Below are 18,081 nucleotides of genomic sequence, written 5' to 3' on the forward strand. Positions count from 1 at the left end.
CATGCTCTTCGGGTGGGCAATCCGGCACGTTGCTAACTACTCGCCCGTATGTCGACCCGTCCGACCCGCCCGATTTGAGACATCCGCGGCCGGCTCCGCCGTGCTTCAGCGGACGGCCGGCACCTGGAGGAGCCTGTTCGGCGAACCGGCCCCCCGGCCGGACACCCGCCCGTGCGCCGCGGCCGCCACCAGGGCCCGCCCGACCTCGGCCGGGGACGCCTGCGGGTGGGTGCCCAGGTAGAGCGCGGCCGCGCCCGCGGCGTGCGGCGCCGCCATCGACGTGCCCGAGTACACCGCGCAGCCCGTGTCGCTGCGGTGGGACGCGGACGTGATCGACATGCCCGGGGCGAACAGGTCGACCGCCGAGCCGAGGTTCGAGGTCGCGGCGCGCCCGTCCCCCCGGCCCGTCGCGCCGACCGTGAGCGCCTCGCGCACGTCGGCGGGGGAGTGCAGGGCGGCGGCCTCGCCGTCGTTCCCGGCGGCGACCACGTAGGTGACCCCCGCCCGGATCGAGGCCCGCACGGCCGCGTCGAGCTGGGCGTTGTACGGCCCGCCGAGGCTGAGGTCGGCAACGGCCGGCCGGTGGGCGTGCCGGGTGACCCAGTCGATCCCGGCGATCACCCGGCCGGTGGTGCCGGCCCCCTCGTCGTCCAGCACCCGCACCGAGACGATCTGCGCCCGCTTCGCCACGCCGTACGTGGCCCCGGCGACCGTGGCCGCGATGTGCGTGCCGTGCCCGTTGCCGTCCGCGGCGGTGCGGTCCCCGTCCACGAAGTCCCGGCCGTACCGCGCGCGTCCGCCGAACTCCCGGTGGCTGACGCGCACCCCGGTGTCCAGGACGTAGACCGTGACCCCGGCGCCGCCCGAGGACGGGGCCGAGTAGCGGCCGTCCAGCGGGAGCCGCGGCTGGTCCAGGCGGTCCAGCCCCCAGGACGGCGGTCTGCGCTGCGTCCTCACCGGCGGCCCGGTGCGCCGGGCCCGCGGCGCGGGCACCCCGTCCACGGCCACCCGCGTGTCCTGCACCACCGAGGCGACCAGCGGGTCCGCGGCGAGCCGGCGGGCCTGGGCCGGGCGGGCCGTGACGGCGTAGCCGTGCAGCACCGCGTCGTAGACATGGCCGATTCTCGCCCCGTACCCCTCGACGGTCCGCCGGGTCCCCGCGGAGCCGGCCCGCACCCCCTCCCGCAGCGACACGAGGTAACTGCCGCCGACCGACCCCGGTGCCCCGGCGCCCACGACGGTCCCCTCCGGTACGGCGTGCGCGGGCAGGGTGACGGCCGACAGCGCCGCGGCCGCGACCGCTGCGATCAGCCCCCCTGCCCGGCGCGGACGCCCGTTCCGCGTGCGAGCCATGCTGCGCGTTCCCTCCCTCGACGCGACGCACACCGCCCTGCGCCGGGTGCGTCCGGGGGGAAGCCTCTCGTGCCCGGACGAAGGCCCACAAGACGGCCCGGGGGGAGGAAACCGGCCGGATCGACCGCGTGCGCCCCCACGTGCGCCACCCCGTCACCCCCGAGACGCCCCCACCAACCCCGAAGTAACCACTACGGTCGGAGGTGACGACGAGGACGCACAGCGCCGTGTGTCCCCCCGCACGCGCGACGAGGTGGAATGTGAAGGCGATCCGTCGATTCACCGTCCGACCCGTTCTCCCGGAACCCCTGAGGCCCCTGAGCGACCTGGCGCGCAACCTGCGCTGGTCCTGGCACCCGGAGACCCGTGACCTGTTCCAGTCCGTGGATCCAGAGCGCTGGGCCGCCTCGGACGGTGATCCCGTACGGCTCCTCGGCAGTGTGCGCCCCGCGCGCCTGGCCGAGCTGGCCGAGGACCGCCGCTTCCTGCGCCGGCTCACCGCGGTCTGCGACGACCTGAACGACTACCTGACCGGCGAGCGCTGGTACCAGGCCCAGCCCGACGGCCTGCCCGCGGCGATCGCCTACTTCTCGCCCGAGTTCGGCATCACCGCCGCCCTGCCGCAGTATTCCGGCGGCCTCGGCATCCTGGCCGGCGACCACCTGAAGGCGGCCAGCGACCTCGGGGTGCCGCTCATCGGCGTGGGCCTGCTCTACCGGCACGGCTACTTCCGCCAGAGCCTGTCCCGGGACGGCTGGCAGCAGGAGCACTACCCGGTGCTCGACCCCAACGAGCTGCCGGTGAGCCTGCTGAAGGAGGAGGACGGCAGCCCGGCGTACGTCGCGCTGGCCCTGCCCGGCGGGCGCCGGCTGCGCGCCCGGATCTGGCTCGCCCAGGTCGGTCGCGTCCCGCTGCTGATGCTGGACTCCGACGTCGAGGACAACGACCCCGGCGAGCGCGGGGTGACCGACCGGCTGTACGGCGGCGGCAGCGAGCACCGGCTGCTGCAGGAGATGCTGCTCGGCATCGGCGGCGTGCGGGCGGTGCGCACGTACTGCCGGCTCACCGGTCACCCGGCGCCCGAGGTGTTCCACACGAACGAGGGACACGCCGGTTTCCTCGGCCTGGAGCGGATCGCCGAGCTGTGCGACGAGCAGCGGCTCGACTTCGACTCCGCCCTGGAGGCGGTGCGGGCCGGCACCGTGTTCACCACCCACACCCCGGTCCCGGCCGGCATCGACCGCTTCGACCGCGAGCTGGTCGCCCACCACTTCGGGACCGACGCCGAACTGCCCGGCATCGACGTCGAGCGCGTCCTGCGGCTCGGCATGGAGACCTACCCGGGCGGCGAGCCCAACCTGTTCAACATGGCGGTGATGGGCCTGCGGCTCGCCCAGCGCGCCAACGGCGTCTCGCTGCTGCACGGACAGGTCAGCCGGGAGATGTTCTCGGGACTGTGGCCGGGGTTCGACCCCGAGGAGGTGCCGATCACCTCGGTCACCAACGGGGTGCACGCCCCGACCTGGGTGGCCCCCGAGGTGTTCCGGCTCGGCGCCCGCCAGGTCGGCGCCCAGCGCGCCGAGGACGTGCTGAGCCTCGGCGGCTCCGAGCGCTGGGACGCGGTGGCCGACATCCCGGACCAGGAGGTCTGGGACCTGCGGCGCGACCTGCGCGAACAGCTCGTGCAGGAGGTGCGCTCCCGGCTGCGGGCCTCCTGGCGGCAGCGCGGCGCCGGCACCGCCGAGCTGGGCTGGATCGACTCCGTGCTCGACCCCGACGTGCTGACCATCGGCTTCGCCCGCCGCGTCCCGTCGTACAAGCGGCTGACGCTGATGCTGCGCGACCGGGACCGGCTGATGGAGCTGCTGCTGCACCCCGAGCGGCCGGTGCAGATCGTGGTCGCCGGCAAGGCGCACCCGGCGGACGACGGCGGCAAGCGGCTGGTGCAGGAGCTGGTGCGGTTCGCGGACGACCCGCGGGTGCGCGGGCGGATCGTGTTCCTGCCCAACTACGACATGGCGATGGCGCAGAAGCTCTACCCCGGCTGCGACATCTGGCTGAACAATCCGCTGCGCCCGCTGGAGGCGTGCGGCACCTCCGGGATGAAGGCCGCGCTGAACGGCTGTCTCAACCTGTCGGTGCTGGACGGCTGGTGGGACGAGTGGTTCCAGCCCGACTTCGGCTGGGCGATCCCCACCGCGGACGGCGCCGGCACCGACCCGGACCACCGGGACGACGTGGAGGCGGCCGCCCTGTACGACCTGCTGGAGCAGCGGGTCACCCCGCGCTTCTACGAGCGGGGCCGCCAGGGGCTGCCGGACCGCTGGATCGAGATGGTCCGCCAGACCCTGATGCGGCTCGGCCCGAAGGTGCTGGCCGGGCGCATGGTCCGCGAGTACGTCGAGCGGCTCTACGCCCCGGCCGCCGTGGCGCACCGCGCGCTGGACGCCGACACCGCGCGTGAGCTCGCCGACTGGAAGGAGCGGGTGCGGGCCTCCTGGCAGCAGGTGACCGTCGAGCACGTCGAGACCTCGGCGGCCGCCGCCACCGCGGAACTGGGCAGCACCCTCGCCCTGCGCGTCCACGTGCGCCTCGGCGGCCTCGGTCCCGACGACGTGGAGGTGCAGGCCCTGTCGGGCCGCGTGGACAGCGAGGACCGCATCACGGAGGCGGTGACGGTCCCGCTGAAGCCGGCGGGCGGCGCCGACCAGGAGGGCCGCTGGGTGTACGAGGGGCCCCTCACCCTGGACCGCACGGGCCCGTTCGGCTACACGGTCCGCGTGCTGCCCGCCCACCGGCTGCTGGCCTCCGCCGCGGAGCTGGGCCTGGTGGCGGGCCCCTCGCAGGAGCTGGTCGAGGCGGCGGGCGTGCTGATGCGGTGACGCAGGGGGTGCCCCGGGGCGGCGGTCAGGCCGCGTCCTGCGGCGCGCACAGGCGCCGCAGGACCGTCCCGCAGCGCCGGGCGTACGCCTGCTGAAGGCCGCGGGTCGCCGGGCCGCCCGCCTTGGCGTACCACTTGGCCGGGCGGCTGAAGGCGGTGACCGTCAGCCAGACCGTGCCGTCGCCGGTGCGGTCGACCACGAAGGACTCCTCGCCGCACTCGGGGTGGCCGCTGAGCGTGCCGTACGCCCAGCCGGCGCGGCGGGGCTCGGACACGGTCCACACCACCCGGCACGGGGCCTTGATCATGCCGGCCAGGGTGACCGTGACGTCGACGCCCGGGTCGGCCCGCTCGGCCGTGGCGTCGATGCCGACGCCCAGCTCGCGGTGCATCTCCCAGGTGAGCACCGCCTCGGCGGCGCGGCGGAACAGCGCCTCGCCCTCGCCGATGCGGGTGCGCACCTGCATCGGGCGGAAGCCGGGCGGGCAGCCGGCGGGACCCTGACGGGTCGCGCCGACGGCTTCGTAGGTGAAGGCCGAGGACGTCGAGGACATGGTGCCCAAGAGTACGGCGGCACCCGGAAGCCTGGCTTCCTGGGTGCCGCCGTCGTTCAACTACCGGCCGGCTAGTTGACGTTGACCGCCGACCAGGCCGCGGCCACCGCCTTGTACTCGGCGCTGGTGGAGCCGTACAGGGCCGACGCCGCGTTCAGCGTCGCCGTGCGGGCGCCCGCGTACTTGGTGGTCGAGGTCATGTACGTGGTGAGCGCCTTGTACCAGATCTGCAGCGCCTTGGCGCGGCCGATGCCGGTGACCGTCGAGCCGTTGTAGGTCGGCGAGTTGTAGCTCACGCCGTTGATGGTCTTCGCGCCGCTGCCCTCGGACAGCAGGTAGAAGAAGTGGTTCGCGACGCCGGACGAGTAGTGCACGTCCTTGTTGCCCACGGACGAGGACCAGTAGTCGGCGGAGCCGCCGTCCTTGCTGGGCTTGTCCATGTAGCGCAGCGGGGTGCCGTTGCCGTTGATGTTGATCTTCTCGCCGATGAGGTAGTCACCGACGTCGGAGGAGTTGCCCGCGAAGAACTCCACGCCCGTGCCGAAGATGTCCGAGGTGGCCTCGTTCAGGCCGCCGGACTCGCCCGAGTAGTTCAGGCCCGCCGTGTTCGAGGTGACGCCGTGGCTCATCTCGTGGCCGGCCACGTCCAGCGAGGTCAGCGGGTGGGTGTTGCTGCTGCCGTCGCCGTAGGTCATGCAGAAGCAGCTGTCGTCCCAGAACGCGTTGACGTAGCCGCTGCTGTAGTGGACGCGGGAGTAGGCGCCGACGCCGTTGTTCTTGATGCCGTTGCGGCCGAACGTCGACTTGTAGAAGTCCCAGGTCTCCTGCGCGCCGTAGGCGGCGTCCGCGGCGGCCGTCTGGTCCGAGGAGGAGCTGGAGGCCGTGCCGGTGCCCCAGACGTTGTCGGCGTCGGTGAACAGGCTGCCGGTGCCGGAGGTGCCGCGGGCCAGGTTGTACGTCTTGTGGCCGCCGCGCGTGGTGTCGTACAGCTGGTACGTCGAGCCCGACAGGTTGGTGGTCAGGCTGACCGTGCCGGAGTACAGGGTCTTGCCGGTGCCGGTCGCGTTCTCGACGCCCTGGTACTCGTAGAGCTTCTTGCCGGTGGCCGCGTCGGTGATGACGTGCAGCTGGTTCGGGGTGCCGTCGTCCTGGAAGCCGCCGACGACCGTCTCGTAGGCGAGGACGGGGGTGCCGGAGCCGGCCCAGATGACCTTGCGGGCGCCGTCGGCCGCGGCCTTGTCGGAGCCCAGGGACTTGGCGGCGCCCAGCGCCTGCTTCTCCGCCGCGCCGGCGGCGATCTTCGGCGTGAGCGAGGCGACCTTGATGGCCGCCTTCGTGGCCTTGGTGACGCCCTCGGCCTTGCCGGCCTTCGAGGTGTGCACGACGAGGTCGCCGCCGAGGACCGGCAGGCCCCCGTAGGTGCGCTCGTAGCGGGTGTGGACCGTGCCGTCGGCGTCCTTCACCACGTCCTTGACGACCAGCTTCTCCTGGGCGCCGAGGCCTATCTGCTGGGCCGTCGTGGCCGCCTCCGCCTGCCGCTCCTGCAGCAGCGAGGTGCGGGCGGAAGCCGACAGCTGCACCGGGGCGGCGAGCGGGGTCGCCGCGGCCGTGGCGTCCGCCTGTGCGGCGGCCGTGCCGGTGGTCACTCCGGTGGCCAGCAGCGCACCGGCCGCGACGGCGGTGGCGATGGCCAGCGTGGTGCGCTTGTGACGCGTGTACAGGGGAGTCACACAAGCTCCTTCGTGGGGGAGTCCGGCACAGTCGTGGGGCGGCCGACCGGGATCTGAGTGAAGTTGTGCGGCGGGTGAGAGGAAGCCTGACAGCAGGTCGCGTACATGTCATGACCCCCTCGTGATGTTGGCCGAAAAGTGACTGTCCGATGAACGTTGCGGGCATGTGAACGCCCGTCACCTCGGTAAAACGCCAACAGACCGTCGGTAAGGCCCTGGCAAAACCGGGGCGCCGCCCCGGGGGCCGGACCCCCGGGGCGGCACCCTGTCCGGGTGGCGTGACCTGGCCGTCTACGGGAAGGTCAGGCTCCAGGCGTTGATGTAGCCGGTGTCCTGCGCCGCCTGGTCCTGGACCCGCAACGCCCAGGTTCCGTTGGCGACTTCGGAGGACGCGTCGACCGTGTACGTGGCCTGGACGTTGTCCGCGGAGTCGGAGGAGCTGAAGCTCTTCAGGCGGTACGCCGTGCCGTCCGGGGCCACCAGGTCGACGACGAGGTCACCGCGCCAGGTGTGCACGATGTCGACCGCGACCTGGAGGGCGGACGGCGCGTTGCCGGTCCGGCCGGAGACGGTGATCGACGACGTGACCGCGGCTCCGTTGTCCGGAATCGACACGTCGGCCGTGTTCTCGAAGGTGGTGCCGCCACCCCCGCCGCCCGAGCGCGCCCCGACCGCGACCGCGGCCCAGGCGTCCTGGACCGCCTTGTACTCGGCGGAGGAGGTGCCGTACAGCTCGCCGGCCGCCGCCAGGGTGCCGGTGCGGGCGCCCGCGTAGTTGGTGGTCGAGGTGAACTTGGTGCTCAGCGCGCGGAACCAGATCTTCTCCGCCTTGGCCCGGCCGATGCCGGTGACCGGCAGCCCGTCCGAGGTCGGCGAGTTGTAGCTGACGCCGTTGATGACCTTGGCGCCGCTGCCCTCGCTCAGCAGGTAGAAGAAGTGGTTGGCGGGGCCGGAGGAGTAGTGCACGTCCACCGAGCCGATGCCCGAGTACCAGCTGTCCTTGGACGCCCCGTCCTTGCTGGGCTTGTCCATGTAGCGCAGCGGGGTGCCGTTGCCGTTGATGTCGATCTCCTCGCCGATGAGGTAGTCACCGACGTCGGAGGCGTTGTTGGCGTAGAACTCGACCGAGGTGCCGAAGATGTCCGAGGTGGCCTCGTTCAGGCCGCCGGACTCGCCGCTGTAGTTGAGCCCGGCCGTGTTGGAGGTGACGCCGTGCGTCATCTCGTGCCCGGCCACGTCGATGGCGGTCAGCGGGTGGGTGTTGCCGCTGCCGTCGCCGTACGTCATGCAGAAGCAGCTGTCCGACCAGAAGGCGTTGACGTAGTTGTTGCCGTAGTGGACCCGCGAGTACGCGCCCACGCCGTCGCCCCGGATGCCGCTGCGCCCGTGCACGTTCTTGTAGTAGTCCCAGGTGAGGGCCGCGCCGTAGTGCGCGTCGGCGCCCGCGGTCTCCGCGTTGGAGGCGCTGCCGTTGCCCCAGACGTCGTCGGGGCCGGAGAACAGCGTGCCGGTGCCGGAGGTGCCCCGGTTGAGGTTGTACGTCTTGTGGTTGCCGCGCGCGGTGTCGGTGAGGGTGTACGTCGACCCCGACTGGCTGGTGCCCAGCGTCACCGTGCCGCTGTACATGGTGTTGCCCGTGCCGGTCTCGATGCCCTGGTACTCGTAGAGCTTCTTGCCGGTGGTGGCGTCCGTGACGACGTGCAGCTCGTTCGGGGTGCCGTCCTCCTGGAGGCCGCCCACCACCGTCTCGTACGCGAGGACCGGGGTGCCGTTCGCGGCCCAGACCACCTTGCGCGGGGCCCGGTCGGCGGCCGCGTGGTCCGCGCCGGCGTCGGCGGCCAGGCGCAGCGCCTGCTTGCGGGCCTGGTCCGCGGGGACGGTCGGGGTGAGCGAGGCGACCTTGACGGTGGCGCGGGTGGCCTTGACCACGCCCCGGGTCTCGCCCGACTTCGCGGTGTCGACGACCAGGTCGCCGCCGAGGACCGGCAGGCCGGCGTAGGTGCGCTCGTAGCGGGTGTGGACCGTGCCGTCGGCGTCCTTGACGACGTCCCGGACGACCAGCGCCTCCTGGGCTCCCAGGCCCAGCTCCCTGGCGGTGGTGGCCTTGGCCGCGTCGGCCTTGCGTATCAGCTCGGCGCGCTGGGCGGGGGTGAGCCGCACGGACTCGGCGCCGGGCCGGGCGGCCGCGGATGCCGAGGAGGGGGCGGCGGACGCGGCGCCCGACTGCACGGCGGCCGCGACCAGGGCCGCGACGCCGACGAGGGCGACGGCCGCGGTCCTGCGGTACGGGGTGGGGGAGGTGCGTCTGCGTGAGGACCTGCTGCTCAACACTGACTCCTTCTGCGGGCCGTGGGTCGCACGGCCGGGGGAGACCGGGCGGCGGGTGGGCCGTCCGGGCAGAACAGGACGTACACAGTGCTCGGAGAACGGCCGCTCCTGTGTTGTTGCTGTGGGGTTCCTGTGGGAGCGGCCGTGGGAAGAGTGGCAGCAGACCGCGCTTCCTGTCAGGGGCGCGTCAGGAAGTTGACCGGAAACGGTTCGTTGGCCGGGAGTTCGGGTTCGCTATGCGAACGGTTCATCCACTGAACGGCGGTTCAGCAGTGCGCTGTTCGTCCGCCCCGTCGCCGTGCCAGGTCCGCCACAGGGCCGCGTACGTGCCGCCCGCCGCCACCAGTTCGTCGTGGGTGCCGAGTTCGGTCAGCCGGCCGCCCTCCATCACCGCCACCCGGTCCGCGTCGTGCGCGGTGTGCAGCCGGTGCGCGATGGCGATGACCGTACGGCCCCGCAGCACCGCGGCCAGCGCGCGCTCGGTGTGCCGCGCGGTCGCCGGGTCCAGCAGGGCGGTCGCCTCGTCCAGGATCAGCGTGTGCGGGTCGGCCAGCACCACCCGGGCCAACGCGAGTTGCTGCGCCCGCGAGCCGTCCGCGCGGCAACCGCCCTGTCCGAGCCGGGTGTCCAGGCCCAGCGGCAGCCCCCGCACCCACCCGGCCGCCCCCACCGCGCCGAGCGCCGCCCACACCTGGTCGTCCGACGCGGCCGGTTCGGCGATCAGCAGGTTCTCCCGGACCGTGCCCAGGAAGACGTGGTGCTCCTGCGTGACCAGCACGACCTGGCGGCGCAGCCGCTCCGGCGAGAGGCCCGCGACCGGCACCCCGCCCACCGTCACCGTGCCCGCGGTCGGCGCGTCCACCCCGGCCAGCAGCCGGCTCAGCGTCGACTTGCCCGCGCCCGACGGGCCCACGACGGCCAGCCGCTCCCCGGGCCGCACGGTCAGGTCCACCCCGCGCAGCACCTCGCCGCCGCGCTCGTAGGCGTAGCGCACGCCCGTCACGTCGATCCGGTCGTCCACGGGCACCGCGTCCCCGTCCGCCCCGGCGCGCGGCGAGCGCGCGAGGCCCTCCACCCGGGCGAACGAGGCGCCGCTGCTCTGCAGTTGCTCCACCCGCATCAGGATCATGTCCAGCGGCTCGGTGAACTGCCGCAGGTACAGCGCGGCCGCCACCACCGCGCCCAGGCTCACCGCGCCCCGCCCGTGCAGCACCCCGCCCACCAGCAGCACCCCCGCCACCGGCAGCGTGTACGACACCTCCACCGCCGGGAAGAACACCGACCGCAGGTACAGCGTGTGGAACCGGGCCCGGCGCGAGGTCTCCAGCGCGTCCCGGCTCGCCGCGGTCCGCCGCTCGCGCAGCCGGAACGCCTCCACCGTCCGCGCCCCGGCCGCCGTGGACGCCAGCACCTCGGCCACCTCCGAGTCGGCGGCGCCCTGCGCCAGGTACCCGGCCCGGGCCCGGCGCAGGTACCAGCGCAGCGCCCACCCGATCGGCGTCAGCGCCAGCACCCCGACCGCGCCCAGCAGCGGGTCGATCGCGAACACCGCAACCAGCAGGAACAGCGCCTGCGCCGAGCACACCAGCAGCTCGGGCCCGGCGTCGCGCAGGGTGGTGCCGACCGCCGCCACGTCCGCGGTGCCGCGCGTGGTCAGGTCGCCCGTGCCGGCCCGCTCCACCACCGACGCGGGCAGCGCCAGCGCCCGGTCCACGAACTCCTCGCGCACCCGGGCCAGCGTCCGCTCGCCGAAGCGGTGGCCGACGTAGCGCGCCCAGCGGGCCAGCAGCAACTGCGCCAGCGAGCAGACCAGGATGCCGAGCGCCAGCCGGTCCACCGCGCCCACCCCGCCCCCGTCGCGCACCACGTCGACGATCCGCCCGAGCAGCCACGGCCCGGCCAGCCCCGCGCCGGCGGCCAGCGCGTTCAGCGCGATCACCCCGGCGAACGCCCGCCGGTCGGCCCGCACGAGCCGCCCCACGGCCCGCCGCACCTGCGCGGGCCGGGCGACCGGCAGCCGTCCGGCCGACGCCGTGCCCTCCTCGCCGTCGACCACGTCCCCCTGCCCCGTCACCGCACCGCCCCCTCGGCGTCCTGTCCGGCGTCCTCTTCGGCGTCCGGTCCGATGTCCTGCCCGGTTTCCCGCTCGGCGTCCCGGGTCACCAGCGCCCGGTAGCCCGGCTCCCGCTCCAGCAGCTCCCGGTGCCGGCCCGTCGCCGCGACCTTGCCCCCGACCAGGTGGACCACCGTGTCGGCATGGTCGAGCACCAGCGGGGACGTGCTGGTGAGCACGGTCGTGCGGCCCCGCCGGGCGTCCCGCAGCCGCGCGGCGACCGTCGCCTCGGTGTGGGCGTCCAGCGCGGACGTCGGCTCCACGGCCAGCAGCACCTCCGGGTCGGCGAGCAGCGCCCGCACCAGCCGGACCCGCTGGCGCTGCCCGCCCGACAGGCTGCGCCCCTGCGCGGACACCGGTGAGTCCAGCCCCTCGGGCAGCCCCTGCACGACGTCCTCCGCGGCCGCCGCCCGCACCGCCCGCGCCAGGGCGTCCGGATCGCGCTCGTGCCGCCCCGACACCACCTCGCGCAGCGTCCCGGCGAACAGGTCGGCCTCCGGCCCGGCGACCAGGATCCGCGCCCTGACCTGCGGCAGCGCCACCTCGTCCAGTCGGACCTCGCCCCAGGTGACGTCCGAGGGCGCGTACCGCCCGAGCCGGTCGGCCACGGCGGCGCCGTCCGCGGGGTGCGCCGCGGCCAGCACCGTCAGCCGGCCCGGGACGACCCGCACACCCGACTCCGGGTCGTACAGCACCGCGGGCTCGGCCGGCGGGTCGGCGCTGCCGTGCTCCGGCTCCGGTTCCAGCCGCAGCAGCCGGGCGACCCGGTCGGCGGCGACCACGCCCCGGCTGAGCTGGTAGCCCATGTCCACCAGGAACGCCACCGGGCCGACCAGCACGGCGACGTAGCCGTACACCGCGATCAGCTCGCCCACGCTGATCTCGCCCCGCGCGGCGAGCCGGGCCGCGCACCAGGTCACCGCCGCGAGGAACACCGTGGGCAGGCCCACCCCGAGCGCCTGGAGCCAGCTGGCCACCGCGCCCACCCGGTAGCCCTGCTCCCGCAGCACCGCCGAGTCCCGCCGGAAGGCGTCCGCGAACAGCCCCTTGCCGCCCAGCCCGTTGAGCACGCGCAGCCCGCCCGCGAGGTCCCCCATTCGCGCGGTGAGCACGCCCTGCCGCTCCCGGTAGCCGCCCTCCGCGCGCTGGAGCCGCGCCATCAGCGGCCCCACCAGCAGCGCCACGACCGGCATCCCGAGCAGCACCACGCCGGCCAGTACCGGCGAGACCGCCAGCAGCAGGGCGGCGACCACGCCGTACACCACGACCGAGCCGACGCCCGGGCCGATCACCGTCAGCGCGGTGCTGATGGTGTGCACGTCGCCCACGCCGATGGTGACGACCTCCCCGGCCCCGGTCCGGCGCGGCAGCGCGGCCCCGAGTCGCACCGCGTGCCCGACGACCACCTTCACCGTGCGGAACAGGGCGTCCATCCGCACCCGGGTCATCGTCCGGTGCCGCAGGACGCTCACCCAGGAGTTGACCGCGCCCAGCACGACCAGCACCGCGGTCCAGCCGGCCAGCGCCGCCGTGTCACCCGGCTCCAGCCCCTCGTCGACCGCCCGCGCCAGCAGGTACGGCGCGGCGGCCAGCAGCGCCATCCACACGCTGGCCAGCAGCGCCCCGGCCACCGACCGCCCCGGCTGGCAGCGCACCAGCCACCACAGGTAGCGGGCGCCGCCGCGCCGGTCGGGCGTCCCGGGATCCTCGTAGGCGTCGATCACCGCGCACCCCCGTGTCGTCGTGTGCCGTCGATCCGGCCGGCGTCAGGCCAGGCTGTCCCGCCAGGCGCGGTGCAGGTCCGCGAACCGGCCCGTCCCCGCGACCAGTTCGGCCGGCGTGCCGTCCTCGACGATCCGGCCGTGTTCCATCACCAGGACCCGGTCGGCGATCTCCACGGTCGACAGCCGGTGCGCGATCACCACCGCCGTACGGCCCTCCAGGACCGTCGACATGGCCCGCTGCACCGCCCGCTCGCCCGGCACGTCCAGCGAACTGGTCGCCTCGTCCAGGATCAGCACCGCGGGGTCGGCGAGCAACGCCCGTGCGAACGCGACGAGTTGGCGCTGCCCGGCGGAGATGCGCCCGCCGCGCTTGCGGACGTCGGTGTCGTAGCCGTCGGGCAGGGAGCTGATGAACTCGTGCGCGCCGATGGCCTTGGCCGCCCGCTCGACCTCCTCCCGGGACGCCTCGGGCCGGCCGATGGCGATGTTCTCGGCGACCGTGCCGGAGAACAGGAACGCCTCCTGCGTCACCATCACCACCCCGCGCCGCAGCTCGCGCACCGACAGCTCGCGCAGGTCGACCCCGTCGAGCAGCACCCGGCCCGAGGAGGGGTCGTAGAAGCGGGCGAGCAGCTTGGCCAGCGTCGACTTGCCGGCGCCGGTCGAGCCGACCACCGCGACGGTCTGCCCGGCCGGCAGGGTCAGGTCGAAGCGGGGCAGCACCTCGCCGCCGGTGCGGTAGCCGAAGCTCACCTGGTCGAAGACCACCTGGCGGCCCGGGTGCCCGCCCGCGCGCGGCGGCAGTTCCCGGGGCACCGACGGCTCGGGCACGGTCGGGGTCTGGGCCAGCAGGCCCGCGATCTTCTCCAGCGAGGCCGCCGCCGACTGGTAGGAGTTGAGGAACATCCCGAGCCGGTCGATCGGGTCGTACAGCCGCCGCAGGTACAGCACGGCCGCCGCCAGCACGCCCAGCTCCAGCGAGCCGCCCGCCACCCGGTGGGCGCCCCACAGCACGATCCCGGCGACCGCCGTGTTGGCGACCAGCCGCGAGCCGACGACGTACCGGGCCATCTCCAGCAGCGCGTCCCCGTTGGTCCGCTCGTGCCGCCGGTTCAGCACCGCGAACTCGGCGTCGTTGACGGCCTCCCGGCGGAACGCGCGCACCGGCCGGATGCCGTTCATCGTCTCCACGAACTTCACGATCACCGCCGCGATGCGCGTCGACCGCTCCTGGTACACCCGGCCCGCCCGCCGCTGGTACAGCCGCACCAGCAGGTACAGCGGCACGAACGACGCCACCGCGACCGCCCCGAGCCCCGCGTCCAGCCAGAGCAGCATCGCCGAGATGTACAGGAACGACAGCACCACGGTGACCAGTTCCTGCAGGCCCTCGCTCAGCAGCTCGCGCAGCGACTCCACGTCCGTGGTCGAGCGGGAGATCAGCCGGCCCGAGGTGTACCGCTCGTGGAAGTCGATGCTCAGCGCCTGCGCGTGCCGGAAGATCCGCCCGCGCAAGCCGAGCAGCACGTCCTGGTTGACCCGGGCGGACAGCGCGATGAACGCGTACTGCAGCGCGCCCGAGACCAGCGCGCACAGCAGGTAGCCGGCCCCGACCGCGACGAGCGGCCCGGTGTCGTCGTGGTCCCGGAACGCGGGGACGGCCCGGTCGATCGCGTACGCCACCAGCAGCGGGCCCGCCTGCACGGCCGCCTGCTGGAGCAGCAGCAACAGCGTCGTCACCGTGACGCGGGCCCGCATCGGGGCGAGCAGCGAGCGCAGCAGCGCGGCGGTGGCGCCCGGGGGGGTGGGCAGGACGTCACGGTCGAACGGGTCGCCGGCGCCCGGGCGCCGGGGCTCGGGGCCGGTGTCGTCCTCCGCGCCGGTGAGCGGCTCGGCGGGGGTGCTGGGGGCGGTCATCGGCGGTCGGCCTCCTGTTCCCCGGGCTGTCCGGACTCCCCGGACATCAGATGGGCGTACTCGGCGTTGCCGCGCAGCAGTTCCTGGTGGGTGCCCACGGCGACGATCCGGCCGCCGGAGAGCAGCGCCACCCGGTCGGCGAGCAGCACGGTCGACGGGCGGTGGGCCACGATCAGCGCGGTGGTGTCGGCGAGGACCTGCCGCAGCGCGGCCTCCACGGCGGCCTCGGTGTGCACGTCGAGCGCGGACAGCGGGTCGTCCAGCACCAGGAAGCGCGGCCGTCCCACGACGGCCCGGGCGAGCGCGAGGCGCTGCCGCTGGCCGCCGGACAGGCTCAGGCCCTGCTCGCCGACCTGGGTGTCGGCGCCGTGCGGCAGCCCGTGCACGAACGCGGCCTGGGCCACGGCGAGCGCCCGCTCCAGCTCCTCGGGTCCGGCGTCGCCGCCCGCGCCCATGAGGACGTTCTCCCCGACGGTCGCCGAGAACAGCGTGGGCTCCTCGAAGGCGACGGCCACCAGGGAGCGCAGCTCGTCCCTCGGCAGCCCGGCGATGTCCCGCCCGTCGAGCGTGATCCGCCCCGAGGTGACCTCGTGCAGCCGGGGCACGAGCGCGGTGAGCGTGGTCTTCCCGCTCCCGGTGGCCCCGACCAGCGCCATGGACTCGCCGGGCCGGATGTGCAGGTCGATCCGGTCGAGCACGGGAGGGGAGCCGGGGGGAGCGTCCGGGTAGCGGAAGGTGACGCCGTCGAAGCGCAGACCGGCGCCGGCCGTCCCGGGGTCCCCCCGTTCGACGCTTCCCGCGGACTCCGGCTCCTCGTCCATCACCTCGAAGTACCGCTCCGTGGCCGTCGCCGCCTCCTGGCTCATCGCGAGCAGGAAGCCGATCGACTCCACGGGCCAGCGCAGCGCGAGCGCCGTGGACAGGAACGCCACCAGCGTGCCCGCGGACAGGTCCCCGTCGGCGACCTGCACCGCGCCCACCACCAGCGCGGCCGCGATCGCCACCTCCGGCAGGGTCACGATGACCGCCCAGATCAGCGCCAGCAGCCGGGCCTTGCGCAGCTCCGTCCCGCGCAGCGTCCCCGACAGCTCCCGGAACGCCCGGGCCTGACTGCGGTGCCGCCCGAACCCCTTGATGATCCGGATGCCGAGCACGCTCTCCTCGACGACGGTCGTCAGGTCGCCCACCTGGTCCTGGGCGAGCCGCGCCACGTCGGCGTACCGCTTCTCGAACACCACGCAGGTGATCACCACGGGCACGGCGGGGCCGAGGATCACCAGGCCGAGGGTCCAGTCCTGGAGCAGCATGATCACCAGGCCCACCAGGATCGTCACGCTGTTGACCAGCAGGAACGTCAGGGGGAACGCCAGGAACATACGCAGCAGCATCAGGTCGGTGGTGCCCCGGGACAGCAACTGTCCCGACGCCCACCGGTCGTGGAAGGCGATCGGCAGCCGCTGGAGGTGGCGGTAGAGGTCGGCGCGCATCTCCGCCTCGACGTGCGACAGGGGGCGCGCGACGAGCCACCGCCGCAGTCCGAACAGCAGCGCCTCGGCCAGCCCGAGCAGCAGCAGGTACAGCGCGCCGAGCCACACCCCGCCCGGGTCCCGGTCGGCGACCGGCCCGTCCACCATCCACTTGAGCACCAGCGGGATGACGAGCCCCACGCAGGAGGCGACGACCGCGATGAACGCGGCGGTGAACAGCCGTGCCCGCACCGGCCGTACGTACGGCCACAGCCGCAGCAGCGTCCGTACGGCGGACCGGTCGTCGGCGGGGGCCTCTTCGGTGGTTGCGCGCGTCGTCGACATCAGGAGCGAGCCTACGGATCGCCACTGACATCGCCCAGCGAGTTTCGCCCGGACCCGGCTCCGACGCTGGTCCTACGACCTGCGGGTTCGGGCCGGCGGCCACGGGGGCGCCCCGCGTGCGGCGCGGCGGGTCAACGGTCCGTGACCCGCATCTCGAACCAGGTGGTCTTGCCCCGCGGCAGCAGGTCGACGCCCCAGCGGTCGGACAGCTTGTCGACGAGGAACAGGCCGCGGCCGCTGAGGTCGGTCCCCTGGACGGGCAGGAGGCAGGGCAGGGCCCGGGAGGGGTCGCGGACCTCGACGCGGATGCGGCCGCGCGGACGCCGCATGCGCAGCCCGAAGGCGCGGGCCCCGGTGTGCCGCACGGCGTTGCCGACGAGTTCGGAGACGAGGAGGACGACGTCCTCGGCGATCCTGGGGGACAGTCCCCACTGGCGCAGTACGACGACCTGGGCCAGCCGGCGGGCGCCGGCGGCGGACTCGGGGCGCGAGGGGAGCTGGATCTCGCCCTCCGTCGGGTTGCCGAACAACTCGAGTGCCTTGAGCGCCCGTTCGTCCTCGACCGCGGGCGACCAGCGTGCCGCGTCGACACGGCCGTGCCCTCGCGGCTGTCCGCCACCCTCCAGCCCCGCCATGCCCCCATCATGGCCGCCGGGTGGCCACCGCGTGGGCGTTCCGGGGGAATCCACCCCCCGGAAGCACCCGCTCCACGCCCCGCTCCTGTCATATGCCAACGGCATGAGGAGTCCGGGAGCGGACCCGCCGACCTGCGGTGACGACGCGTCGTCGGGGCAAGGCGCCGGCTCCCTCGACGAGAAAGCCTTAAGGTGGCCTTAAGGCTCCCATAACCGCCTCGTCGCTAGAGGAACTTCGCCTTGCCCGGGCCCTCCGCCACGAAGCTGCGCATCCCGCGCTCGCGGTCCTCGGTCGCGAACAGGCCCGCGAACCACGTGCGCTCCACCGCGAGGCCCGTCTCGATGTCCGTCTCCAGGCCGGTGTCCACGGCCTCCTTGGCCGCCCGCAGCGCCAGCGCCGGACCCTGCGCCAGCTTCGCCGCCCACGCGTGCGCCTGCGCGTACACCTCGCCGGCCGGCACCACCCGGTCCACCAGGCCCAGCGCCAGCGCCTCGTCGGCCTTGACCATCCGGCCGGTGAAGATGAGGTCCTTGGCCCTCGACGGGCCGATCAGCCGCGCCAGCCGCTGGGTACCGCCCGCGCCCGGGATCAGGCCCAGCAGGATCTCCGGCTGGCCCAGCTTGGCGTCCTCGGCGGCGATCCGGTAGTCCGCGCACAGCGCCAGCTCGCAGCCGCCGCCCAGGGCGTACCCGGTCACGGCCGCCACCACCGGCTTGGGGATGCGGGCGACCGCCGTGAAGGAGTCCTGCAACGCGCGGGCGCGCAGGACCATCGCGGTGTGGTCCATCGCCTGCATCTCCTTGATGTCCGCGCCCGCCGCGAACACCTTCTCGCCGCCGTACAGGACCACCGCGCGCACGTCGTCGCGGCGCGTGGCCTCCTCGGCGAGCTCCTTCAGCCGGTCCTGCGTGGCCACGTCCAGCGCGTTCATCGGCGGGCGGTCCAGGCGCAGCGTCCCGACACCCTCGGCGACTTCCAGATTCACGGTCATGGCAGCAGGTTAACGGGCACTAACGCCCGCGGGCCCGGTGCCG

Annotated in this window: 11 protein-coding genes; 1 reads left to right on the plus strand and 10 read right to left on the minus strand. The window is 74.1% G+C overall.

Features of this window, described 5'->3' with window-relative positions:
* Positions 1-105 precede the first annotated feature (105 nt).
* Positions 106-1,353: a S8 family peptidase gene (locus tag E4U91_RS24030; protein WP_137308752.1), complete on the minus strand. Its 1,248-nt coding sequence runs from the start codon at positions 1,351-1,353 to the stop codon at positions 106-108.
* A 260-nt stretch (positions 1,354-1,613) separates the two neighbouring features.
* Between E4U91_RS24030 and E4U91_RS24035 the strand changes: the two genes are divergently transcribed.
* A complete protein-coding gene (locus E4U91_RS24035; protein ID WP_137308753.1) occupies positions 1,614-4,235 on the plus strand; it encodes a glycosyltransferase family 1 protein in 2,622 nt (873 codons plus the stop codon).
* Between the two features lie 25 nt (positions 4,236-4,260).
* Here E4U91_RS24035 and E4U91_RS24040 read toward each other — a convergent pair whose 3' ends face one another.
* The 9 genes from E4U91_RS24040 to E4U91_RS24080 all read right to left on the minus strand — a co-directional run bounded on the left by E4U91_RS24040 (position 4,261) and on the right by E4U91_RS24080 (position 18,038).
* Positions 4,261-4,788, minus strand: coding sequence for a DUF1990 domain-containing protein (locus E4U91_RS24040; RefSeq protein WP_137308754.1), 528 nt, complete (start codon positions 4,786-4,788; stop codon positions 4,261-4,263).
* Positions 4,789-4,859: 71 nt separating this feature from the next.
* The gene (locus E4U91_RS24045; protein ID WP_137308755.1) at positions 4,860-6,518 is read right to left on the minus strand and encodes a M4 family metallopeptidase; all 1,659 of its coding nucleotides are present in this window, start codon (positions 6,516-6,518) and stop codon (positions 4,860-4,862) included.
* 291 nt (positions 6,519-6,809) lie between these two features.
* Positions 6,810-8,846 carry a M4 family metallopeptidase gene (locus tag E4U91_RS24050; protein ID WP_137308756.1) on the minus strand — a complete coding sequence of 679 codons (2,037 nt, stop codon included), beginning with the start codon at positions 8,844-8,846 and terminating at the stop codon, positions 6,810-6,812.
* A 247-nt stretch (positions 8,847-9,093) separates the two neighbouring features.
* Positions 9,094-10,920 carry an ABC transporter ATP-binding protein gene (locus E4U91_RS24055; RefSeq protein WP_241678674.1) on the minus strand — a complete coding sequence of 609 codons (1,827 nt, stop codon included), beginning with the start codon at positions 10,918-10,920 and terminating at the stop codon, positions 9,094-9,096.
* Positions 10,917-12,683: an ABC transporter transmembrane domain-containing protein gene (locus E4U91_RS24060; protein WP_137308757.1), complete on the minus strand. Its 1,767-nt coding sequence runs from the start codon at positions 12,681-12,683 to the stop codon at positions 10,917-10,919. Before E4U91_RS24060 ends, E4U91_RS24055 begins: the two co-directional genes overlap by 4 nt.
* Positions 12,684-12,725: 42 nt before the next feature.
* Complete coding sequence (locus E4U91_RS24065; protein WP_137308758.1) at positions 12,726-14,600, minus strand: ABC transporter ATP-binding protein; 1,875 nt, start codon at positions 14,598-14,600, stop codon at positions 12,726-12,728.
* Positions 14,597-16,411, minus strand: a complete 1,815-nt coding sequence (locus E4U91_RS24070; RefSeq protein WP_137308759.1) for an ABC transporter ATP-binding protein — start codon at positions 16,409-16,411, stop codon at positions 14,597-14,599. The genes E4U91_RS24065 and E4U91_RS24070 overlap by 4 nt, the downstream gene beginning before the upstream one ends.
* A gap of 131 nt (positions 16,412-16,542) precedes the next feature.
* Positions 16,543-17,046: an ATP-binding protein gene (locus tag E4U91_RS24075; protein WP_137308760.1), complete on the minus strand. Its 504-nt coding sequence runs from the start codon at positions 17,044-17,046 to the stop codon at positions 16,543-16,545.
* A 224-nt stretch (positions 17,047-17,270) separates the two neighbouring features.
* Entirely contained in the window at positions 17,271-18,038 is a 768-nt protein-coding gene (locus tag E4U91_RS24080) for an enoyl-CoA hydratase/isomerase family protein (protein ID WP_137308761.1), read from the minus strand.
* Positions 18,039-18,081 lie beyond the last annotated feature (43 nt).

Origin of the sequence: Streptomyces lasalocidi (assembly GCF_005280215.1) — a bacterium.
In the GTDB taxonomy this organism is placed as follows: domain Bacteria; phylum Actinomycetota; class Actinomycetes; order Streptomycetales; family Streptomycetaceae; genus Streptomyces; species Streptomyces longwoodensis.